Genomic DNA, 23240 nt, shown 5'->3' with positions numbered 1-23240 from the left:
CGGCCCCCGAGAAGCTACGGGGAGGGGCCGGGCGGGCGGTCGGTGGGGGCGGGGAGGGGCCGATGGACGCCTCACATGGGGGGCTCGGCGGGGGCCGGGCCCAGGGTGGTGGTGCCGGGCGCGGCGCGATGGCCGAGCCCGGTGCGGTAGGCGTCCATCGCGGCCTCCAGGCGGCCCTCCCGGCGGAGCAGATCGCCCAGCAGCCGGCAGAGGTCGGCCAGATCACCGGCGGCGCCGGTGCGTTCGAGCAGGGACAGCGCCGCGCAGTAGTGCTCCTCCGCGGCCTCGGCGTCGCCCCGTTCGTCCGCGATCAGGCCCAGCAGCCGGTGGGCGCCGCCCGCGTGGACCGCGCCGCGGTCGGCGGTCAGCCCGGCCTCGCCCGGCCTGGCCTCACCGGGCGCCGCGTCCGGCTCTCCGGCGGTGTCCGCGGCCCCCGCGGCGGGGGTGCGTGCCAGCAGCGGCAGCAGCAGGGCCTCCGCCTCCGCCGTACGGCCGCGACGGCGCAGCACATCCGCCAGCTCGACCTCCACCTGCACGGTGAACAGCGCGGCCCGTTTGGAGGCCAGCATGTCCCGGGCGGTGCGCAGTTCGCGCTCGGCGCGCTCCAGATTGCCGTCCTGGGCGTGCACATAGCCGCGCATCCAGTGGCAGTGGGCCAGGTCGGTGTGGATGCGCAGCTGCTCGTACAGCTCCTGCGCCTTGGCCAGGGAGGCGTCGGCCTCGGCCGTCCGCCCCTCGGCGATCAGGGTGCGGGCCACGCCGCGGTGCATCCGGGCGATGAGCCCCGGGTCGTCCACGCTCGGCGCCAGCGCGAGCGCCAACTCGGCGGCGCGTACGGCACGGGCGTGCGCCCCCATGTCCATATAGGGCGCGATGGCCGCCGTATAGAGCAGCAGCAGCGCGTACGGGTCGTGCAGCCCCGAGGCGTTGAGCTCGTCGATGGAGCTCTCCAGCAGATAGCAGGAGTAGCGCAGTTCGCCCGCGAGGAGATGGGCCACGGCCCGGCCGCGGATCGCCGGGATCCGGCGGGGCAGCGGTTCCCCGGCGAGCAGCCGCTCCACGGCCTCGAAGTGGTCCCGGGCGACGGTGAGGTCACCGGTCTCCAGCGCGCAGTCGCCGAGCCCCAGCAGGGCCGCCGAGCGCTCCTCGGCGAACCCGAGCCGCTCCGCCTCGTCGCGCACCTCCGCGAACAGCACGGCGGCGTCCTCGGCGGCGCCGGTCGCCAGCGCCCGCCGGGCGTCGGTGACGGCGGCCCGCAGCCGGGTGGCGTCGCGGGGTGAGCGGCCGGTGGTCAGCTCCTCGTAGCTGACGCCGAGCCGGTCCGCGAGATGGCGCAGCGCGGCCTCGGAGGGGCGCACCTTCCCGGCCTCGAGGGTGGAGACATAGGCGGCGGTGTACGCGGGCTCGGCCAGCTGCCGCTGGGTGAAGCCGCGTTCGGTACGCAGTCTGAGCACCCTGCGCCCTAGCTCGGCGGACGACTCCGCCCCGGCCGCCCCCGTCACCGTTCCCGCCGTGCGCCCGTCACCGGCACTTCTGTCGGCCACCGTGCCCTCTTCTCCCCGGCGGTAACTTAATCGCCGAGCTAAGTCCATTTAACGTGAGGATTGAAGGATGCAGCAGGCAAGCACAGCGGTACCGGCCGGGCCGGGCGCCGTGACGACCGTCCGTCAGCCGGAACTGCTCCTCGCCGACTATCACTTCGACGTACCGCTCGACCATAAGGCTCCCGAGGGCGAGCTGATCCGGCTTTACGCACGAGAGGTCGTTGCCGCGGGCAAATCCGCCGCCGAGCGCGAGCGGCTCCCCTGGCTGCTCTACCTCCAGGGCGGACCCGGCTGCGGCGCGGACCGCCCGGTGGGCCGCTCCGGCTGGCTGGACCGCGCGCTGGACGAATACCGCGTGCTCCTGCTCGACCAGCGCGGCACCGGCCGCTCCACCCCGGCCAACCGCCAGACGCTGCCGCTGCGCGGCGGACCCGAGGAGCAGGCCGCGTACCTCTCCCACTTCCGCGCCGACGCGATCGTCCGCGACTGCGAGCTGATCCGGCACCGGCTGATGGGGGACCGCCCGTGGACCGTGCTCGGCCAGAGCTTCGGCGGCTTCTGCGCCGTGAGCTATCTGTCCCACGCGCCCGAGGGGCTGGACGCGGTGCTGCTGGCCGGCGGACTGCCCGCGATCGACCCCGGCACCGACGTGGACGCCGTCTACCGGACGGCCTATCCGCGGATGGAGCGCAAGACCCTCGCCCACTACGCCCGCTATCCGCGGGACGCGGACGCCGTCCGGGCCCTGGTGCGGCATCTGACCGACCACGAGGAGGTCCTGACGGACGGGACCCGGCTCACCGTCCCCGCTCTCCAGCAGCTCGGCTTCCTGCTCGGCGCCGGCGACGGCTCACACCGGCTGCACTACCTCCTGGAGGACGCGTTCGTGCCCACCGCCGACGGGCCGCGGCTGAGCGACGCCTTCCGCGAGCAGGTGGCGGCCGTCCTCTCGCGCGCCGCCACCCCGCTCTTCAGCCTCCTGCTGGAGTCGACCTACGCCCAGGACGGCCGGGCCACCGACTGGGCCGCGGAGCGGGTCCGCGCCGAATTCCCCGCGTTCGACGCCGGTAAGGCGGTCGCGGAGGACCGTCCGGTGCTCCTTACGGGCGAGACGGTGCACCCCTGGATGCTCGACACCCACGCGGCGCTGCGCCCGCTCGCCCGCACCGCCGAACTGCTCGCCGCGCGCACCGGCTGGGGCCCGTTGTACGACACCGAGCGGCTGGCCCGTAACACCGTGCCGGTGGCCGCCGTGATCTACCACGACGACCTGTACGTGGACACGGAGCACTCCCTGGCCACCGCGCGGGCGATCCGGGGTCTGCGCACCTGGGTGACGGACGAGTTCGAGCACGACGGGATCCGGGCCGGGGGCCGCCGGGTGCTGGACCGGCTTCTGCGGCTGGCGCGTGACGGGAGGGGGTGAGCGGGGAGGGAGCGTGCGGGGAGGGGCTGAGCGGCAGGTCGGGAGGGGTTGACCGGGAGGAGGGGAGGTGTTGAGCGAGGAGCGCGCGGCATGGTTGTGCGGTGCCCGATTTCCTAGCCACTTCCCTAATTCCCATTGCCCCCGACACCCGGACCCCTTAGGTTGAGCGGCGAATTAATCCTGCTTAACTGGCCGCTTATCGCGAGGACTTCGGGAGTCACCGTGCGCAGACGCATACGGAGCCGCATACGCAGCCGCATCCCCCTGCGCACCGCGGCCGTCGCCGGAGGCATCGCCCTGGCGGCGGCCGCGGCCATGACCGCCCCGGCCACCGCGTCGCCGGGAGCGTCCGGCTCGTCCGCCGCCGACGCCACCTCGTCGCGGAGCGCCCTGGACGTGGAGTACTTCACCGGCCCGGGCGGCCACCCCCGCCACACCGAGGTCCCGGCCGCCACTCCCGAGCGGCTGGCCCGTGCCGCCCGCTCCCTGTCCGCCAAGGAGGCCGCCGCCGACGGCCAGGTGGGCTCGGTCGTCGACAACGGCACCACGGCCGACAAGCTGGACGTCGTCTTCATTGGCGACGGCTACACCGCGGGCCAGCAGGGGGACTTCCACGCCGACGCGCGCTCCAAGTGGGAGCAGATGTCCGCCGTGCAGCCCTACGCCTCGTACAAGGACCTCTTCAACGTCTGGACCGTGGACGCCGTCTCCAACCAGTCCGGCGTCTCCGGCGACCCGTCCAGGGACGTCGTCAAGGACACCGCCCTCGGCTCGTACTTCTGGTGCGACGACATCGAGCGGCTGCTGTGCGTGGACACCGCCAAGGTCGAGTCCTACGCGGCCAAGGCGCCGCAGGCCGATCTGGTGGTGGTGCTGTCCAACTCCACCAAGTACGGCGGCGCGGGCTACACCCTCACCTCGCAGGTCGGCTACGACGGGATCGCCACCGCCGCCTCCGACCACGCCGACTCCGACCAGATCGCGGTCCATGAGACCGGCCACTCGCTCGGCAAGCTGGCCGACGAGTACTTCTATCCGGAGTACGGCACCTACACGGGCGCCGAGCCCGACGAGTCCAACGCCACGAAGCTGAGTGCGGCGCAGCTGACCGCCCAGCAGAAGAAGTGGTACCGCTGGATCGGCCAGACCTCGCCCGACGGCGGCACGGTCGGCGCCTACGAGGGCGGCCGCTACTACCCCAAGGGCATCAACCGTCCCACCGACAACTCGATCATGCGCACCCTGGGGCGGGAGTTCAGCCTCCCCGGCCGCGAGGCGATGATCGCGGGCTTCTACCGCCACGCCGGCGCGCTCAGCAGCCGTACGGCCACCACGACGGCCGTGAAGCGGTCGGCGGCCATAGAGGTGGACGTGCCCAAGGGCGCGTCGCTGAAGTGGTACGTGGACGGTACGGAGGTCACCGCCGCGAACGGTAAGACGAGCGTCACCCCGGCGGGTCTTGGCGTCCCGAGCGACGGCACGACCCACAAGGTCACCGCGAAGGCGACGGACGGCACGAGCGCGGTGAAGGACCCGGCCCTGCGGAAGCTGTTGAGCGGTTCCCGGACATGGAAGGTCACTGGCTGACCAACCCACCAACTGGCGCCCGGCCTGTGGCGCCTCTCCTGACTGGCCGCCCCGTGGACCCCCGCCGCGGGGCGGCCCACCCCCCTTTTTTTGAGGCTCGGTTCGCCTCCGGGGCGCTAGGGACCGGAAGCGCGAAGGTGCCCGATGGGGGCGGCCGCGGTCCGCCCCTTTAACATCGGCGGGTCCCAGACTTCCGCATGGCGCACCCGGGCTCAATCGCCCGTGAGGGCGGGTCCGTGGTCCGGTGTTCGAGGGCCTCCGTGGGGTGAGGCAAGATGAGCCCATGGGTACCGGGGGAGAAGGCCGTCTGATTGCCAACCGCTACCGGTTGGCCACGCGGCTCGGACGTGGCGGAATGGGCACGGTCTGGCGGGCCGTCGACGAGTTGCTGGGCCGCGATGTCGCGGTCAAGGAACTCCATGTGGACGAGGGGCTCACCGCCTTCGACTCGCAGTTGCGCGGCGAGCGCACCCTGCGCGAGGCCCGGACCGTCGCACAGATCAAGCATCCGAACGTGATCGTCCTCCACGATGTGATCGAGGAGGACGACTGCGCCTGGATCGTCATGGAGCTGGTCGACGGGCTCTCGCTCGCCGACCGGCTGGGCGCGGACGGCCCCGTCGGGGGGCGCGAGGCGGGGCGGATCGCGGCCGCGCTGCTGGGCGCGTTGCGCGCCGCGCACGCGCGCGGGGTGCTGCACCGCGACATCAAGCCCGCCAATGTGCTCGTGGAGTCGGGCACCGGCCGGGTCGTGCTGACGGACTTCGGGATCGCGCAGGTCACCGGGTCCACCACGATCACCGAGACCGGCTCGTTCGTGGGGTCGCCCGAATACACCGCGCCGGAGCGGATGTCGGGGCGGCGCACCGGGCCGGAGTCGGACCTGTGGTCGCTGGGTGTGCTGCTCTGCACGCTGGTGGGCGGTGAATCCCCCTTCCATCGCGAGTCGCTGGCCGGAGTGCTGCACGCCGTCGTCTTCGACGAGATCCCCGTGCCGGAGGCGGCAGGACCCCTGAAGCCGGTCATCGAGGGGCTGTTGCGGCGGGATCCGGAGGAGCGGCTGGGCGCCGACGAGGTCGAGCGGATGCTGCTGATGGCCCAGGAGGTGGGCGACACCCCCGAGATCCCGTTGGAGTACACCCCGACCCAGCCCAGCGTGCCGTTCGGCCCGGACGGCCGCGGTTCGTCGGCGTCCGTACCCGTGCCGCCCCCGGTGTCTCCGATGTCCGCCCCCGCGCCGTTCCCCGCTTCCGCGCCCCCGGCCGCCTCCGTTCCCGCGGCCGCCGCTGCCCCTCCTGCCGCGCCCGTCGCGGCCGCCGCCCGGTCCCGTTCCGGCCGTGGTGGGCGCGGCCGTGTTGTCCTTATGGCGGCCGCCGCGGTGGTCGCGCTCGCCGGTGTGGCCGCGGGCGTCGTCGCGCTGCTGGACGACAGGGGCGGTGACGGCGACGCGGCGCTGGGCGGGCGTACGAGCCAGAGTGCCGACAAGGAGAGTGCGCGGAGCCCGAGCGCCCCCGAGAAGGCGCCGCAGCGGCCCGTGAAGGACTCCGAGCCCACGACGAGCCCCTCGACGCGGATCCCCGACGGCTATGAGCTGGTCAAGGACCCGGTCGGCTTCTCGCTCGCCGTGCCCGAGGGGTTCGCCCGCGAATACAAGGCGCCCCGGGTCTACTACAACTCGCCCGGTATGGAGTTCCGGATCGGGATACACGTCCAGGAGCAGAGCCCCGAGGGCCCGCTCGGGCTCAGCCGTAAGGCGGACGCCAAGGGCCCGCAGGACTATCCGGGCTACCGCAGCGGCCAGGTCATCGAGACGGAGCGCAACGGCCGCCCCGCCGCCCTGTGGGCGTTCATCTGGAACGGCTCGGCCGACGACGGCGGCTCACGGCAGACATACGACCTGAGCTGGAATGAAAACGGCAAAATGTACGACCTGTGGCTATCCGCCCCCGTAGGCGAGAAATCCCTGGGCAAGCGGCATTTCGACACCGTCGCCGCCACGTTCGCGCGCACCGGCGCGGAGAACTGAGCGACGTCGCAACGGCTTTGTCACGAGCGCCCACGGCGTCTCCACAGCGGTGCCGCCGACTGGGTAATGATGGGCGCATGACGAACGACGGGGGACGGGCGAACGAGCCCACCAGCTACAGCCTGCGGCCACCGCATGCTCCGGCCGCCCCGGTGCCGGCGCCGCAGCCGCCACCCGAGGCGTCCGCGACACGTGAGGCAGGTGCGGGGTCCCAGGGCTCCCAGCAGCCGGGGCCGGAGGCCGAGGCCGGGGCGGCGGGGCCGTCTCGGGGCGCGTACGAGCCGACGCGGTTCGCCGATCCGCGCGGCGGCGCCCAGCCGCCCGCCGGACAGGGGCCCGCCGAAGGGGCGCCCGCCGGAGACCGGCCCGCCGCGCAGGACCCGAGCAGCGGGCGGCTCATCGGCGGCCGCTATCAGCTCGTCTCCCGCCTCGGCCACGGCGGTATGGGCACCGTCTGGCGGGCGCACGATCAGATCGTGGACCGCGATGTCGCGGTCAAGGAGCCGCGCGTCCCCGACCATCTCCCCGAGCGCGAGCGGCAGACCGTCTATCAGCGGATGGAGCGCGAGGCGCGCGCCGCGGCCCGGATCGACCACCCCTCCGTCGTCACCGTCCACGACGTGGTGGTCGAGAACGGCCGCCCCTGGATCGTGATGGAGCTGGTGCGCGGCCAGTCGCTGGGCGACCGGCTGATGGAGGGCACGCTGGATCCGCGCGAGGCGGCCCGGATCGGCCTCGCCGTGCTCGGCGCGCTGGCGGCGGCCCATGAGGCGGGTGTGCTGCACCGCGATGTGAAGCCGGACAACGTACTGCTCGGCCGGAGCGACCGGGTGGTGCTCACCGACTTCGGCATCGCGCAGATCGAGGGCGAGCAGCGGCTCACCGAGACGGGCGGCTTCGTCGGCTCGCCCGAGTTCATCGCGCCCGAGCGGGTGCTGGGCCGGCGGCCGGGGCCGGAGTCGGACCTGTGGTCGCTCGGCGTCGTGCTGTACGCGGCCGTCGAGGGCATGTCGCCGTTCCGCCGCTCCCACGCCCCCGCGACCCTCCAGGCCGTGCTCGGCTCCGAACCGCAGGTCCCCGCACGGGCCACCGGCCCGCTCGCCACGCTGATCATGCAACTGCTGCGCAAGGACCCGGCGATGCGCCCCGCGGCGCCGGAGGTGCGGCAGGCCCTGGAGGCGGCGGCGCGGGAGCCGCAGTCGGTGCCCACCATGCTCGCCACGGCCGGATACCCGCCGGGCGGCGGGCAGTCCACGGGCAGCCGCTTCGTGCCGCCCATCCTGCACAGGAACCGTAAGGCGCAACTCGGTCTTGGCGGCCTGGTGCTGGCGGTGGCGGCCGCCCTGGTGCTCACGATCATGAAGCCGTTCTCCGGTGAGGGGCTGCCGACGGGCTGGACGGTCCGGGAGGAGCGCGATGTCGTGGGCGCGTCCCTGGCCGTGCCCGGCGAGTACCGGCGGGTCCAGGACGACAGCGACTCGGACAACCCGGTGGTCACGTACTACGACCCCAGCGGTGTCTTCAGCGTCTCCCTGCGGCGGTCCACCCCCGACGGCGAGAACGACCCCGCGAACCTCGACGCGGCGGCCGACCAGATCGTCGCCTTCTACAAGGACGGCGGCGGGGCGACGGTCGAGGAGGCCAGGAGCGAGAAGGCCGGGTCGAAGCAGCAGGGGAAGGAGGCGCGGGACGTCACCACCTCCTATCTGCCGTACGGCACCAGCAGCAACAAGAACCCCATCCGGTATGTGAAGCGCGATCACCTCTATGTCAACAAGGCCAAGGTCGCCTGGGATCTGACGGTCTCCATGCCCGCCAACGGCGACGCCCAGAGGGACGGCGAGGAGCTCTACGAGCGGATCGTGCGGAATCTGAAGATCGACAAGCTCTGAGGGAGTTGGGCGGGCCCGCCCGGGGCCGGCGGCGAAAGTTGTTACCGCCGGGTACCCAAAGCCGCCGGGCGGGCCTACTCTCGCCCCCATGACGGACTCGCACATCACGCAGGGCGGCGCCGGCAACCCGGTCGCCCCCGAAGGCACCCGCACCGCCGCCGACGTCGTCACTCCCGAGCTGATCACCCGGCTCACCCGGGGTGTCGGCGGCAGCGGCACCACCGTCAGCCACACCCCGTTCACCGGGGAAGTCCTCGCCGCCGCCCTGCCCGAGTCCACCCCCGAGGACGTCGCCACCGCCTTCGGATGCGCCCGTGCCGCCCAGCGGGCCTGGGCCGCGACCCCCGTCCGCCGGCGCGCCGCCGTCCTCCTCCGCTTCCACGATCTGCTGCTGCGCCGCCAGCCGGAGATCCTGGACCTGATCCAGCTGGAGACCGGCAAGACCCGGCTGCACGCCCAGGAGGAGGTCCAGGGCGTCGCCATCGTGGCCCGCCATTACGGCCGTAAGGCGCCCGCGTATCTGCGCCCCAAGGGTCATCTGGGCGCGGTGCCCACCCTCACCAAGGTCACCGAACTGCGCCAGCCGCGCGGGGTCGTGGGCCTCATAGCGCCCTGGAACTACCCCCTCCAGCTCTCCGTGGGCGATGCGATCCCCGCCTTCGTGGCGGGCAACGCCGTGGTGATGAAGCCCGACACCGAGACCGCGCTGTCCGCCCTGTGGGCGCGCGAACTCATGGTGGAGGCCGGCCTTCCGGCCGGGGTGTGGCAGGTCGTGATCGGGGACGGTCCGGTGGTGGGCCCCGCCGTGGTCGAGCGCGCCGACTACGTCGCGTTCACCGGCTCCACTCGCACCGGCCGCGAGGTGGCCCAGGCCGCCGCCGCCCGCCTGGTGGGCTGCTCCCTCGAACTCGGCGGCAAGAACGCCATGCTGGTGCTGCGCGACGCCGACCTCGCCCGCGCGGTCGACGGCGCGGTGCGCGGCAGCTTCGCCTCCGCCGGACAGCTGTGCATCTCCATGGAGCGGCTGTACGTCCACGAGTCGATCGCGGACGACTTCCTGGAGCGCTTCGCGGCCCGTACGAAGGCCATGCGGCTCGGCACCGCCCTGGCGTACGGGGCGGAGATGGGCTCGCTCGTCTCGGAGCGCCAGCTGGAGACCGTCACCCGCCATGTGGACGAGGCCGTCTCCAAGGGCGCCACGGTGCTCGCCGGCGGCCGCGCCCGCCCCGACATCGGCCCGTACTTCTACGAGCCGACGATCCTGGACGGCGTGGAGTCCCCGATGGCCGTCTGCACCGAGGAGACCTTCGGCCCGGTCGTCTCCGTCTACCGCTTCCGCGACGAGGGCGAGGCCATCGAGCGCGCCAACGCGACGTCCTACGGTCTGAACGCCAGCGTCTGGACCAAGGACGCCCGGCGCGGCCGCGCGATCGCCACCCGGCTCCGCGCGGGCACCGTCAACCTCAACGAGAGCTACGCCGCCGCCTTCGGCAGCGTCGCGTCTCCCATGGGCGGCATGGGCGACTCCGGACTCGGCCGCCGCCATGGCTCCGAGGGCATCCTCAGGTTCACCGAACCGCAGACGGTCGCCCAGCAGCGGCTGATGCCGCTCGGCCCGGCCTTCGGGATGACGGACGAGAAATACGCGGACTTCATGACCCGCAGCCTGCGTGCGCTCAAGGCACTGCGCCTGCGCTGACCAGCACATTGCAAGGGAGGTACCAGTGTCAGGGGAGAAGTCTGCCCAAAAGCGGGCGCAAGAGCCCGGCCACGACGAGGACTTCGCCGACGATCTCGACGTCCATGCCGGCACCCATCCCGACGACGGTGACGTCGACTACGACGTGATCGTGATCGGGTCGGGATTCGGCGGATCGGTATCGGCCCTGCGTCTGACCGAGAAGGGCTATCGGGTCGGCGTCCTCGAGGCGGGCCGCCGGTTCACCCCCGAAACCCTGCCCAAGAACTCCTGGGACCTCCGCAACTACCTCTGGGCTCCGGCCCTCGGCTGCTTCGGCATCCAGCGCATCCATGTCCTGGGCAAGGTCATGGTGCTGGCGGGCGCCGGGGTCGGGGGCGGTTCGCTCAACTACGCCAACACCCTCTACGTACCGCCCGAGCCGTTCTTCCGGGACCGCCAGTGGGGGCACATCACCGACTGGCAGGAGGAGCTGAGCCCGTACTACGACCAGGCGCGGCGGATGCTCGGGGCGCGCCTCAACCACACCCTCACCCCGTCCGATGTCCACCTCAAGGCGGCCGCCGAGAAGATGGGCGTGGGCGACACCTTCCATATGGCGCCCGTGGGGGTCTTCTTCGGGGACGGCCACGACGCCGACGGCACCACCAAGGCCGCGCCGGGCGGGGCCGTTCCCGATCCGTACTTCGGCGGCGCGGGCCCGACCCGTAAGGCGTGCACGGAGTGCGGTGAGTGCATGACCGGCTGCCGCCACGGCGCCAAGAACACCCTCAACGAGAACTATCTCCACCTCGCCGAGCAGTCCGGAGCCGTGGTCCACCCGATGACGACCGTCGTCGCCCTGTGCGACGATCCGCACGGCGGCTATACGGTCACCACCGTCCCGACCGACAACCGCCGTAAGGGCAAGCCGAAGGCGCTGCGCTCCCGGTACGTCGTCCTCGCCGCCGGTACGTACGGCACCCAGACGCTGCTGCACACGATGCGGGACAAGGGGCTGCTGCCGCGCGTCTCGGAGCGGCTCGGCATCCTCACCCGCACCAACTCAGAGGCTCTGGTGGGCGCGCAGACCACCGACCGCCGCTACCGCCGCGCACGGGGCGGGGAGGGGCGGGCGGACTTCACCCGGGGCGTCGCGATCACCTCGTCCATCCACCCGGACGAGAACACCCATATCGAGCCCGTCCGCTACGGCAAGGGCTCCAACGCGATGGGGATGCTCTCCATCCTCCAGATCCCGCACGGCGGGCGTGTTCCGCGCTGGCTGCGCTTCCTGGGCGCCAACCTCCGGCACCCCACCCTGGCCGTGCGCTCGCTGTCCAACCGCCGCTGGTCGGAGCGGACCATCATCGGCCTGGTCATGCAGACGCACGACAACTCGCTGACCACCTACCGCAAGCCGAAGGGGCCGGGGAAGGGGCTGCTCACCGCCCGCCAGGGCCACGGCGAGCCCAACCCCGACCACATCCCCGAAGGCGCCGAGGCCGCCCGCCACATCGCCGACTCGATCAACGGCTTCGCGGGCAGCAACGTCGGCGAGCTCATGGGCACCCCGCTGACCGCCCACTTCCTCGGCGGCTGCCCGATCGGGGCGTCCCCGGAGGAGGGCGTCATCGACCCGTACCACCGGCTCTACGGCCATCCGGGCATCCATGTGGTCGACGGCGCCGCCGTCTCGGCCAACCTGGGCGTCAACCCGTCCCTGACCATCACGGCCCAGGCCGAGCGGGCGATGTCCCTGTGGCCCAACAAGGGCGAGCCCGACCCCCGCCCGGCCCCGGAGGCGCCGTACGAGCGCCTGCGGCCCGTCCCGCCGCGCAGCCCCGCCGTACCGGCGGACGCCTTCGGGGCGTTGAGGCTCCCGCTGCTGCCGGTGCCGAAGGTCCCGCCGCGCGCCTGAGCGCCGGGCGGCTGAGCGCCGCGTGCCTGAGCGCAGGGCAGTTGAGCGCCGGGCATGAGCGACGGGGCGCCGTACGGGCCGGAGACCAGCCCGTACGGCGCCCCCTCAGAACCGTCGTGAGGACCGTCAGACCGTGGCGCGACGGCGGCGGACCACGAAGACCGCGCCTCCGCCCGCCGCCATCGCCACACCACCGATCACGGCGATCATCGGCAGCGCGGAGGAGGACCCGGTTTCGGCCAGGCTGCCCTTCGGGCTGATCTCCGTGTCGCCCTCGGGCTTGTGCGGCAGCGGCTTCTTGCCACCCTGCGGCTTCGGGTCGGCCGGCGGCACCTGGCCCGGCTCCGAACCCGCCTTCAACACGTCGAACTCGTAGTACTCACCGGTCGAGTAGACGCAGTTGCCCTCGTCGTCCGCGTACACGCCGACGCTGATGGCATAGCCGAAGCCCTCGGGCGCGCTCTTGGCGACGCTCAGCCGGAGGTCGACCGTAAGGGTCTCGTGCGGGCGCACATCGGTGTAGCCGATGTAGCCGGAGCCCGGGTCGCTCTCGTCGGTGGAGATCGCCTGCCAGGCGCCGGACTCGGGGTCCTTGTACTGGAGGGTCAGGTACTTGCCCGTCCCGTCGGGGGCGGACTCGTGCACCGTGCCCGCGAAGAGCCCGAAGTCGACCCGCTGGTAGCTGCGGTCCGACTCGTTCTTCACCTGGAACGTGAAGCCGTGGAAACCGCTGCCCGCCACGACCTTCGACGGCAGGCCGACCAGGGTCGTGCTGAGCTCCGGGTCCTCGTTGTAGTCCCCGTCGTCCGCGCACTCGCCGTCGCCCGGCTCCTCGGTCGAGGTCGAGGTCGGGGTCGGCGTCGGGGTGGCGGTCTTGGTCGGGGTGGACGAGGGAGTGCCGCCGGGGGTCGGAGCCTGGGTGGAGCTCGTGGACGGCGCCGGGGTGGTCGGCGTGGGGTCGGTGGTCGGGGTCTCCGACGGCGCCGGGTCCGACGGCGGCGGCGTAACGGTCTCGGTGGCGGAGGGCGACGGGCTCTCGCTCGGCGGCGTCTCCGCGAAGGCAGCGGGGGCCGCGAGAAGCGCGGCGGGGGCTATGGCGGCCGTCGCTGCGGCGGCCGCCAGGGCGCGGCGAAGCTTCATGAAGACCTCTCTGGGTCCGTACGCATCGCCGTGGTGGGCGATACGCGTGTGGAAGGCCGTCGCGGTGGGGCGCGGGATGGCCGTGCGTTTGCACGTACATGACCAAGCGAATGGCCGAAAGGTTGCCTTCGCGGTTGCTCACAGAATGGTCACAGAATCCGCTAGGGGCGTCTTGCCTCGCACGTCATCACCCGTACGGCGGGTGACCGGCCCGCGCGCGGGCTCGTTGTGCCCGGTGCCGCGCCAGCCAGGAGCGGCCCGGAAAATCCACGCGTGGCTCAGATCCGCCGCAGCGATGAGACGCGGCCCCTGTGGTGATTCAGGCGGCCCGTCGTGGGACCTCGCTTCGGCGAGGTGACCGGTCGGCAGGGGACAGCAGCCCGGTCACCACCTAAGGACGGTCGGCCCCGGGGACGCCTGGGGCCGACCGTATCCGGTCGAAACGGTTGCGCCCGACGCTCAGCATCCACCACGATGCTGAGAGGGAAAACGCCCCCGGTCACCCCCCGACATTGGTCCGACCACGCGGGCGTACGCCGTTCAGACACCCCTGACATACGGGCCCCATAAGCCAGCGGCGCAACCCCCCGGCGCCGCCTCTCAGCACCGGCGCTGCCCTGACGCCGGTGCTGACCGCCTAGGGTCCCGGGGGCGCCCGCCCCGTTCGGGCGCTCCCGGGGCCCTTCGCCTGTCCGCTGTCCGCGTCGGCTGTCGCGTGGCAGTACGGGCGTGGCAGTACAGGCGGAGGGATCAGACCCGGCCCCGGCACAGCTCCAGCAGCGTCATGGCGAGCGTCGTACCGGGCTTGCCCAGCCGCTGCCGGTAGCGGTCGAGGATCTCCATCTCGCGGGAGAGGTGCACCCGCCGCCCGCCCGCCGCGATCCGTGCCTCCTGGACGGTGGCCGAGACGGCCATCCGCTCCCGGACGAGATCGAGGATCTGCCCGTCGAGGGCGTCGATCCGCTCCCGCGCGGTGCCGATCACCTGGGCGGCCTCTGTGGCCGAAACGCCGCTGCTCATATCCGTATCTCCTGGTCCGTGTGGCGGAGCCCTGGAGTCCGGCGAGACCCGGGAACAAAGACAGAACGCCCCGGGCCTTTGCCGGCCCGGGGCGCCTGGGAAGTCGCTGTCAGTGTTTACGCAGCACGACCATGGCAGCCGGACGGGCCGGTGCCATAGGTAAAGACGAAGGTCATGCGCGTGGACATGGCGTCGATTATGGGCCCGTTAGAATCGAAAGTCCAAACCTGCGGTCCCGCCCCGAAGCCGTGGCCCCGCCGCAGCCTGTTCCACCGCACGCCACCACCGCCGGAAGGCCGCCGAAGTGCCATCAGCGTCCCCTGCTGCCGCCCCCGACACCGTCCTGGTCGTCGACTTCGGCGCGCAGTACGCCCAGCTCATCGCCCGCAGGGTCCGTGAGGCCCGGGTCTACAGCGAGATCGTTCCGTCCACCATGCCGGTGGCCGAGATGCTCGCCAAGAACCCCAAGGCGATCATCCTCTCCGGCGGTCCCTCGTCGGTCTACGCCGAGGGCGCGCCCACGCTCGACCGCGCGATCTTCGAGGCGGGCGTCCCGGTCTTCGGCATGTGCTACGGCTTCCAGCTGATGGCCACGGCGCTCGGCGGCACGGTGGACAACACCGGGGCGCGGGAGTACGGCCGTACGGCGCTCACCGTCACCAAGCAGGGCTCGACGCTCTTCGCGGGCACCCCCGAGGAGCAGCAGGTGTGGATGTCGCACGGCGACGCCTGCTCGGAGGCCCCCGAGGGCTTCACCGTCACCGCGTCCACCGATGTGGTGCCGGTCGCGGCCTTCGAATGCGATGAGCGCAGGCTGTACGGCGTGCAGCACCACCCCGAGGTGATGCACTCCACCCACGGCCAGCAGGTGCTGGAGCACTTCCTCTACCGGGGCGCCGGCCTGGAGCCCACCTGGACCACCACCAATGTGGTCGAGGAGTCCGTGGCCGCGATCCGGGAGCAGGTCGGCACCAAGCGCGCGATCTGCGGGCTGTCCGGCGGTGTGGACTCCGCCGTGGCCGCCGCCCTCGTCCAGAAGGCCATCGGCGACCAGCTGACCTGCGTGTACGTGGACCACGGGCTGATGCGCAAGGGCGAGTCCGAGCAGGTCGAGAAGGACTTCGTGGCGGCCACCGGCGTGCAGCTGAAGGTCGTCGAGGCCGAGGAGCGCTTCCTTACCGCGCTCGCCGGGGTCTCCGACCCCGAGGAGAAGCGGAAGATCATCGGCCGGGAGTTCATCCGGGTCTTCGAGCAGGCGCAGGCCGAGCTGGTGGCCGAGGCGGGCGCGGCCGGTGAGGCCGTGGAGTTCCTGGTCCAGGGCACCCTCTACCCGGATGTGGTGGAGTCCGGCGGCGGCACCGGCACGGCCAACATCAAGTCCCACCACAATGTGGGCGGGCTGCCCGACGACATCGAGTTCCAGCTGGTGGAGCCGTTGCGCCGGCTGTTCAAGGACGAGGTGCGGATGGTCGGCCAGGAGCTCGGCCTGCCGGACGAGATCGTCCACCGCCAGCCCTTCCCCGGCCCGGGCCTGGGCATCCGGATCGTCGGCGAGGTCAACAAGGAGCGCCTGGACCTGCTGCGCGAGGCCGATGCCATCGCCCGCGAGGAGCTGACCGCCGCCGGTCTGGACCGCGACATCTGGCAGTGCCCGGTGGTCCTGCTCGCCGACGTCCGCTCGGTCGGCGTCCAGGGCGACGGCCGCACCTACGGCCACCCGATCGTGCTGCGCCCGGTCTCCTCGGAGGACGCGATGACGGCGGACTGGTCGCGGCTGCCGTACGACGTGCTGTCGCGGATCTCGACCCGCATCACCAACGAGGTGGACCAGGTGAACCGGGTGGTGCTGGACATCACCAGCAAGCCGCCCGGCACCATCGAGTGGGAGTGACCGCCACGCTCCCTCCGGGTCGGATGGTCATCTGATCGTCAAACGCCTACGCCGTCGCTCATTCGTTTGGGTGGCGGCGTCGGCGTTTGCGCTCGGTAGGCTGGCTCCACGGCCAAGAATCCCGTCCATGGGAGGAACCATGACCGCTGAGCCGCTGCACACCACTTCGTGGCCGGTGCCGCCGCTGGATGGCTATACCGTGGACGACTTGTTCCGTCTGCCTGATCTCCCGCCGCATACCGAGCTGATCGACGGGAGTCTGGTTTTCGTGAGTCCGCAGCGGAGTTTTCATGCTCTGGTGATTGAAGTGCTGCTGTTCGGCTTGCGAGTGACGGTGCCCGGCGACCGGCGGGTCCGGCGGGAGATGAATGTCGTCATCGACGATCGCCAGGCACCGGAGTCCGATCTCTTTGTGATCCGGGCCGAGGCCGCGATCAGTGGTGAGGAGTCGCGTTACGACGCGAAGGACGTCGAGCTCGTGGTGGAGGTCGTCTCCCCTGAGTCGGCGGTGCGGGACCGCAAGCGAAAGCCACAGCTGTACGCCGAGGCGGGTATCCGGCACTTCTGGCGGGTGGAGAGCGGTGAGGACGGCCGGCCGGTCGTTCATGTCTTCGAGCTGGACGAGACCACCAACGCCTACGGACTCACGGGCATTCACCACGACCACCTCAAGCTCTCCATCCCCTTCACCATCGACATCGACCTCACCGAGATCGACCATCTGTAGCGGGCCCTGACTCTGGCCTCCTGCGATACCCAGAGGTAGCTTCCGCCTCAGCACACCAGAGGAGCGGAGCTGCCGATGACGAACCAGCCGCAGACCCCCACCCCGATACCGACCGACCAGCTGCGGTTCACCATGCCCCCGCAGCACACCTCCCACCACGACGAGCGCCGCTATCGCAAGGAGCGGCTGGCGGCGGCGCTGCGCCTGTTCGGGCGGTTCGGGTACGAGGAGGGGGTCGCGGGCCACATCACCGTGCGGGACCCGGAGTTCACCGACTGCTACTGGGTGAATCCGTTCGGCATGCCCTTCGGCCACATCACCGTGAGCGATCTGCTCCTCGTCAATGAGGTGGGCCAGGTGGTCGAGGGACGCGCCCACGTCAACCAGGCGGCCTTCGTCGTTCACTCTTCCGTGCATCAGGCGCGGCCGGACGTCGTGGCCGTCGCGCACAGCCGCTCGGTGCACGGCCGGGCGCTGGCCGCGCTCGGCGAGCCGTTGGAGCCGATCACCCAGGAGGTCTGTGCCTTCTTCGAGGACCACGCGGTCTACGGGGGCACCACGGGGGTCGTCGTGGACGAGGACGAGGGGCGCGCGATCGCCGCCGCGCTCGGTGGCCACAAGGCCCTCATCCTGCGCAATCGTGGTCTGCTGACGGTCGGGGACTCGGTCGACGCGGCCGCGTGGTGGTTCATCACGATGGAGCGGGCCGCCCAGGTGCAGCTGACCGCCAAGGCGTCGGGCAAGCCGGTGCCCATCGACTACGCCGACGCGATGCGGACGCGTGAGCAGCTGGGAAACGATCTTGTGGCGTGGATCAACTATCAACCTCTGTATTTGCAGATCACCCGCGATGAGCCGGACCTGCTGAGCTGACACCCTCCGCGGTGCGGCACAATCCCCTCTCAACACATGACAGTTGGGCGGTGCCGTGTGAACCCACGGTCCCGTACGGAACGAGTGAACGACGGAGCGACCCGCGTGGCGGTGGAGCAGGCGGAGAACGCCACGACGGCAGAGGGACAGCATCCCCATGGGCACCCGCACGGCCACAAGGGCTGTGAATGCCCTCAGGGGGCCCGTGAGGGCCACCGGAGGGCCGTGGCCACGTTCGTGGCCCTGCGGGAGCGTTTCGCGGCCGGAGAGGGCCTTCCCAGGGCTCTCGCCCACTCGGCCGGGGCGTCCCGGCAGTGGGTCTCGGACGAGCTGGCCCACGCGGCCCGTTCGGTCGCCGACAGCGGCCGCGCCGAGACCTCGGCCTGGCGCCACCGGGTGTGGCTGCGCACGGTGTGCGTGGTGTGGGGCGCGGCCGGGGCGCTGCTGATCGGCCAGTTGGCCACGGCGATCGGCGCGGGCTGGTCGGTCGCGCGGACCGCCGGGCTCACCGCCGCCGTGATCACCGCCGCGCTGCTGACCCTCACTGCCCGGCTGCACCGCGCGGACGGCGGCCCGCTCGCCCCGCTCGTCGGCGAGGACAACCGCCTCTCCACCTCCCGTACCGTCGCCGCCGCCTGGCTGCTGATCGCGGTCTTCGCGGTGCTGGTGCTCGGCGTCGAACTGGCGGTGGCCCCGGGCGACCGGCAGCGGCTGACCGACGGGCTCGCCCTCGGCCACACCGCCGGGCTCCTTACGGTCGCCGCGTCGACGTGCGTGGCCGCGGTGCTGGCGCGGCTCGTCGTGGCGGCCCGGGTGCGGGCGCAGCGGCTCCAGAAGGTGCGGGCCGTACGCCCGCGCGCCGCGGATCTGCTGACCGACGACGCGGGCCGCGGCAGCTTCGCCGATGTGCAGTACATCGTCGTCCACACCGTGGCCCTCGCCTTCACCGCCGTCCGCCTCGCCCGCGAGCCGTGGCGGCTGCCCGATGTGCCGTGGGGCCTGGCGCTGCTGGCGGCCGTGTCGGTGGTGATGTACCTGACCGGGAAGTACGCGGAGGGCGGCCGCCCGACCGTGCTGTCCGTCGTACGGGCCCTCCCCGAGGAGGGCGCCATCGACCGCGACGCCCCGATCCGCACCGGTGACGACATCGAGATCCGCGGCAGCGGCTTCGTCCCGCCCGGCGCCCAGGACCCGGACCGGCTGGCCAAGCTGGTGGTCCGCATCGGCGCGGTGCACGTCCATGTCCCGCTGGTCCCGGTGGCCGGGGGCTTCAGCAGCCCCACGGACACCGCGCTCACCGTGCCGGTCCCGGTGGACGTGGAGCCGGGCCGGGTGGATGTGCAGGTCGTGACGGCCTCGGGGGCGGAGACCAACCGCTATCCCATCGATGTGATGGACTGAGTCGTTCCGGTCGGCCGCTCCGTATGGTTTCGTCGAACACGCAACCAAATGGCGGGGTGAGGGAGAGGCGGGCGGCATGAGACACGCGGATCGTATGGCCGGTTCGGGTACGGCGGGCAGTGGCGGGAGCGTGCACGGTATGGGCGGGATGGGCGGCGTGAGCGGCATAGGCGGGCAGCAGCAGCCCGCGGGGATCAGGGCCACCGCCGGCCGTTACGCGCTGCTGCCGCTGCGGATCTTCCTCGGCGTCACCTTCGTCTACGCCGGTATCGACAAGCTCACCGACTCGGCCTTCCTGTCCGACTCGGGCTCGGGCTCGATCGGCGAGCTGATGCGCCAGGTGCGGGACAGCTCGGCCGTGCCGTGGCTGGTCGACCAGGCCCTCAAGGACCCCACCGCCTTCGGCTACGCCATGGCCTACGGCGAACTGGCCGTCGGCCTCGGCATCCTGGTGGGCCTCCTCTCCCGCCTGGCCGCCTTCGGCGGCGCGCTGATCTCGCTGAGCCTGTGGCTCACCGTCAGCTGGCAGTCGGACCCGTACTACTACGGCAACGACCTGGCCTATCTGATGGCGTGGCTGCCGCTGGTGCTGGCCGGGGCGCCGTATCTCTCCCTGGACGTCGCCATCTCCCGGCGCCGGCGCCGGCAGGGCTCGCTGCTCTTCACATAGCCCGCGGCTCTCACGGGAGGCGCGTCTCCTCGCGGGGCGTGCCTCTCACGCGGGGCGTGCTTCTTCGCGCGGGCGCGTGCCCCCGGGCTCTGCCCCGGCACTCACTCCCTCATTTGATGATGCGGAAGCCGTCCCGGACCTCGTCGAAGATCGGCCGGTAGGTGCTCCAGTCCGCGTCCGGGGCGCTCAGGTAGATCGCGTACTCCTTGTCGCCCTCATTGCCGAAGCCGAGGTCGATCGCGCGGAACATCCGGACCTCGCCGCGGAATTTGAACTCCCAGATCGCGGCGGGCATGCCCTGGTACTTCGTCTCCTGGAGCCGCAACCGCTCGTAGATCGGGTACTCCTTCTTGTCCTTGAACGCGACCTCGAGGTCCTCGAAGTGCTGGACCTGGTTGCCGGAGGCGAAGTCCAGGACGTTGATCCGGAAACCGGCCAGCCCGTTGGGGTCGAGGTAGCGGACCTCCTGGGTGCGGTCGACCGTGTTGCCGTCGGGGTCGTTCTGCTCCTGGCGGGACCAGCCGTCGGGGATGGGGAGGGAGAAGCCGAACTTCTTCTCCTTGACGATGTGGTAGCCGGACGGCGGGGTGTACGGCTTGGCCGGGGAGGCCGACGGATTGCCCGTGGCGGGGGACCCCCCGCCGTTCCCCCCGCCGTTGTCGTGGTCGAGGCCGAACACATAGACGCCGCCCGCCACGGCCACCACCGCCAGGGAGGTCGCCGCGGCGGTCCACACCGCCTTACGGCTCTTGCGCGCCGGAGCGGGAGCGGGCGGGGGCACCGGCGTCTGGGCGGTCATGGACGGCGCCGACGCGGTGAACGGCGTTGCCGTGGGCGGGGTGTGCTGCGCGCCGGGCGTGTTCCCGGTGCCCGGGTGCGAGGGGATCCGTGGGTCCGACGCGTGCGGTGTGCTCGGAGTCTGCGAAGTGTTCAGCGGGTTGTGCTGAGCGCTCGTCGCGTTGTGCGGAGTGCTCGGTGTGTGGGTCGTGTGGTGATACGGGGTCGGTGTCGTGGCCGCGTTCGGCGCGGAGTTCGCGTCCGGGCCCGTGGTCCGGTCCGTGCCCGTACCGTGCTCCCGCCGGGTCGACAGATTCATGGTCGCGTCGATCGGCGGATTCGTGGTGGTCGTGTCGAGCGGCGAAGTCTGGAGCGATGTCGTCTCGGGCTCCGAGGCCGGGAGCCGCAGCCCCCGTTCGGTCTCCTCGGCCGTGGGCCGCAGCTCCGGCTCCTTGGCCAGCAGCCTCTCGATCAACGAGGTCAGCGCCCCCGCCCGTTTGGGCGGATCCAGCGGATCGACGGCGATCGCGTAACCCGTCTCGATCGCCGTGGCCTTGCGGAACGGCGGCCGCCCCTCGACCGCCTGATAGAGCGTCGCCCCCAGTGCCCAGAGGTCCGACGCGGGGCCGGGTTTGCGGCCCCTGACCCGCTCGGGCGCGATGTAGTCGATGGAGCCGACCACCTCGCCGGTCTTGGTCAGCGTCGAGGTGCCGGTGGCCATGGCGATGCCGAAGTCCGTGAGGACGACCCGGCCTTCGGGGCCGAGCAGCACATTGCCGGGCTTGACGTCCCGGTGCAGCACCCCGGCCGCGTGCGCGGCGCGCAGCGCGGCGATCATGCCGCGGCCGATGCGGGCGGCCTCGTCGGGCGAGACCCGTCCGCCGTCCTTCAGCAGGTCGGCGAGGGTCGTGGAGGGCACGTACTCCATGACGATGCACGGCAGTCCGTGGTGGTCCACCACGTCATGGACCACGACCACGTTGGGGTGGGTGATGCGGGCCGCGCTGCGCGCCTCGCGGCGGGTGCGTTCGTGCAGGGTCGTCAGTTCGTCCTCGGCGAGGTGGGGAGAGACATAGAGCTGCTTGACCGCGACCTGGCGGCCCAGCAGTTCGTCCTCGGCGCGCCACACCGTGCCCATGCCACCACGGCCGATCTTCTCGACCAGGCGGTAACGTCCGGCTATCAGGTGGCCTTCGTCCGACACCGCTTTCCCCTCCCCGCACACGTTCGATGCGACACGATAGCCGCCGTGACCCCCGGGGAGATCTCAGGGAAGACCTAGGGGCATGCCGGATGTCGCGAGTACGGCCCTGTTGTCACCATGGACGCATGACCGAAGCACCCACCGTGGCGGACGAGGCCGAGGCCGCGTCCGGTTCCCGCCTGTCACAGACGCCTCTTCGGCGCAGTCGTGACCATAAGGTGATCTCGGGGGTCTGCGGAGGGCTCGGCCGCTACTGCGATCTGGACCCGGTGATCTTCCGGGTGGTGCTGTCGGTGCTGGCCGTCGCGGGCGGCCTCGGTCTGATCGTGTACGGATTCTGCTGGCTGCTGATCCCGTTCCACGGCGAGGACGAGAACGAGGGGCGCAGGCTGCTCTCGGGCCGGGTCGAGGGCCCCGGCCTTACGGCGGTCCTGGTGGCGCTGGTGGGCTGCGGGCTCTTCCTGTCGATGCTCAACAACGGCGGCGTCATGTACTTCTCGTTCATGCTCGCCCTCGCGGCGGCCGGTGCGGGCTATTGGTCGCACCACCGGCGGCAGGCGGAGAGCGTGGGCGCGGTGGACGCGGCCACGGCCCAGGCCGTCGCCGACGCGCCGCCCGAGACCAAGGCGCCGCCCACGCGCGGCGGCCCCGGCCCGTCCTGGTGGCGCGACCCGATCGTCAAGGACGGTACGACCGGGCCGCTCGGCGCCGGGGCCGGGTCGCGGACCGGCTATCTGTGGGGGCCGGACGACGGCCCGTACGACAAGCGGGAGGCGAAGGCGGAGCGGGCCCGCCGGGTGCCGGACCGGGCCTCGATCGGCGGCTGGGCCTTCCTGGTGGCGGTCGCCGCCGCCGTGGTGGGGGCGCGGGCGGGGTGGTCCTCGCAGCCGCTGGGCACCAGCCTCGAGATCGGGTTCGCCTGCGCGCTGGGGGTCTTCGGGCTCGCCCTCGTCATCGGCTCCCGCTGGGGGCGGGCCGGTGGCGGCACGGTCTTCCTCGCGCTGCTGACGAGCGCGCTGTTGGCGGGCGCGGCCGCCCTCCCCGACGCCGTCACCCCCGACTGGGCTCGGCGCACCTGGGCCCCGACCTCGGTGGTGTCGCTGCGCGACGGGTATGAGCTGGGCGGCGGTGTCGCCGAGTTGAAGCTGGACCGGCTGCCCCTGGAAGCGGGCAGCTCCGTCTCCAGCCGGGTGGAGATGGGCGCGGGCAAGCTGGCCGTGACGGTCCCGCGCGACGCCCGGGTGAGGCTGGACATCGAGGTCGGGATCGGCGACATCTGGCTGCCGGGCCGGCAGCGGGACAAGCACAACGTCGACATCGGCCCGGACCGGGAGCGCAGGCTCACCCTGGAGCCGGTGGGCGGCGGCAAGGCCGTGGGGACGGTCTCGCTGAAGCTGGAGATGGGGCTGGGTGCGGTGGAGGTGAAGCGCTCATGAGGCGCCGTTCGTTCGGCCATCGGTTCG

16 protein-coding genes are annotated in these 23240 nt (G+C 72.0%); 12 read left to right on the top strand and 4 right to left on the bottom strand.

The features are described 5' to 3' along the window. Positions 1–71: 71 nt before the first annotated feature. Positions 72–1544: a helix-turn-helix domain-containing protein gene (locus tag KHP12_RS24170; protein WP_244203468.1), complete on the bottom strand. Its 1473-nt coding sequence runs from the start codon at positions 1542–1544 to the stop codon at positions 72–74. Positions 1545–1611: 67 nt separating this feature from the next. Here KHP12_RS24170 and KHP12_RS24165 point away from each other — a divergent pair, with 67 nt between their 5' ends. The 6 genes from KHP12_RS24165 (at position 1612) to KHP12_RS24140 (ending at position 12074) form a co-directional block, all read left to right on the top strand. Then, positions 1612–2970 (top strand): alpha/beta fold hydrolase, encoded by a 1359-nt coding sequence (locus KHP12_RS24165; RefSeq protein ID WP_086886231.1) that lies wholly within the window; start codon positions 1612–1614, stop codon positions 2968–2970. 222 nt (positions 2971–3192) lie between these two features. Next, positions 3193–4557: a M64 family metallopeptidase gene (locus KHP12_RS24160; RefSeq protein WP_210609429.1), complete on the top strand. Its 1365-nt coding sequence runs from the start codon at positions 3193–3195 to the stop codon at positions 4555–4557. A gap of 283 nt (positions 4558–4840) precedes the next feature. Further along, a complete protein-coding gene (locus KHP12_RS24155; RefSeq protein ID WP_210609428.1) occupies positions 4841–6583 on the top strand; it encodes a serine/threonine-protein kinase in 1743 nt (580 codons plus the stop codon). 77 nt (positions 6584–6660) lie between these two features. After that, positions 6661–8475, top strand: coding sequence for a serine/threonine-protein kinase (locus tag KHP12_RS24150; RefSeq protein ID WP_210609426.1), 1815 nt, complete (start codon positions 6661–6663; stop codon positions 8473–8475). 88 nt (positions 8476–8563) lie between these two features. After that, positions 8564–10174, top strand: a complete 1611-nt coding sequence (locus KHP12_RS24145) for a succinic semialdehyde dehydrogenase (RefSeq protein WP_086884145.1) — start codon at positions 8564–8566, stop codon at positions 10172–10174. Positions 10175–10199: 25 nt separating this feature from the next. Next, positions 10200–12074: a GMC oxidoreductase gene (locus tag KHP12_RS24140; protein ID WP_372455222.1), complete on the top strand. Its 1875-nt coding sequence runs from the start codon at positions 10200–10202 to the stop codon at positions 12072–12074. A 126-nt stretch (positions 12075–12200) separates the two neighbouring features. Here KHP12_RS24140 and KHP12_RS24135 read toward each other — a convergent pair whose 3' ends face one another. Continuing rightward, positions 12201–13214, bottom strand: coding sequence for an LAETG motif-containing sortase-dependent surface protein (locus KHP12_RS24135; RefSeq protein ID WP_107471849.1), 1014 nt, complete (start codon positions 13212–13214; stop codon positions 12201–12203). Positions 13215–13964: 750 nt separating this feature from the next. Next, the gene (locus tag KHP12_RS24130) at positions 13965–14234 is read right to left on the bottom strand and encodes a chorismate mutase (RefSeq protein WP_037958308.1); all 270 of its coding nucleotides are present in this window, start codon (positions 14232–14234) and stop codon (positions 13965–13967) included. A gap of 304 nt (positions 14235–14538) precedes the next feature. On the opposite strand from KHP12_RS24130, the gene guaA reads away from it, so the two are divergent. From guaA to KHP12_RS24105, 5 genes are all read left to right on the top strand, one after another. Further along, a complete protein-coding gene (gene guaA, locus KHP12_RS24125; RefSeq protein WP_037958306.1) occupies positions 14539–16125 on the top strand; it encodes a glutamine-hydrolyzing GMP synthase in 1587 nt (528 codons plus the stop codon). A 139-nt stretch (positions 16126–16264) separates the two neighbouring features. Beyond that, the gene (locus tag KHP12_RS24120; protein WP_086884142.1) at positions 16265–16852 is read left to right on the top strand and encodes a Uma2 family endonuclease; all 588 of its coding nucleotides are present in this window, start codon (positions 16265–16267) and stop codon (positions 16850–16852) included. A gap of 75 nt (positions 16853–16927) precedes the next feature. Continuing rightward, positions 16928–17725, top strand: coding sequence for a class II aldolase/adducin family protein (locus KHP12_RS24115; protein ID WP_086884141.1), 798 nt, complete (start codon positions 16928–16930; stop codon positions 17723–17725). A 105-nt stretch (positions 17726–17830) separates the two neighbouring features. Next, a complete protein-coding gene (locus KHP12_RS24110) occupies positions 17831–19126 on the top strand; it encodes a hypothetical protein (protein WP_086884144.1) in 1296 nt (431 codons plus the stop codon). A 139-nt stretch (positions 19127–19265) separates the two neighbouring features. Continuing rightward, positions 19266–19796, top strand: coding sequence for a DoxX family protein (locus KHP12_RS24105; protein ID WP_107471848.1), 531 nt, complete (start codon positions 19266–19268; stop codon positions 19794–19796). Between the two features lie 109 nt (positions 19797–19905). Here the strand turns inward: KHP12_RS24105 and KHP12_RS24100 are convergent, their stop codons facing one another. Further along, on the bottom strand, positions 19906–21777 hold the full coding sequence (locus KHP12_RS24100) for a serine/threonine-protein kinase (RefSeq protein ID WP_086884140.1): 1872 nt from the start codon (positions 21775–21777) through the stop codon (positions 19906–19908). A 125-nt stretch (positions 21778–21902) separates the two neighbouring features. Here KHP12_RS24100 and KHP12_RS24095 point away from each other — a divergent pair, with 125 nt between their 5' ends. Continuing rightward, positions 21903–23213 (top strand): PspC domain-containing protein, encoded by a 1311-nt coding sequence (locus KHP12_RS24095; RefSeq protein ID WP_244203147.1) that lies wholly within the window; start codon positions 21903–21905, stop codon positions 23211–23213. Positions 23214–23240 lie beyond the last annotated feature (27 nt).

This window comes from Streptomyces asiaticus (genome assembly GCF_018138715.1).
GTDB lineage: Bacteria > Actinomycetota > Actinomycetes > Streptomycetales > Streptomycetaceae > Streptomyces > Streptomyces asiaticus.
The sequence above is the reverse complement of the archived record's forward strand: the minus strand, read 5'-3'. Positions and strand labels throughout refer to the sequence as shown.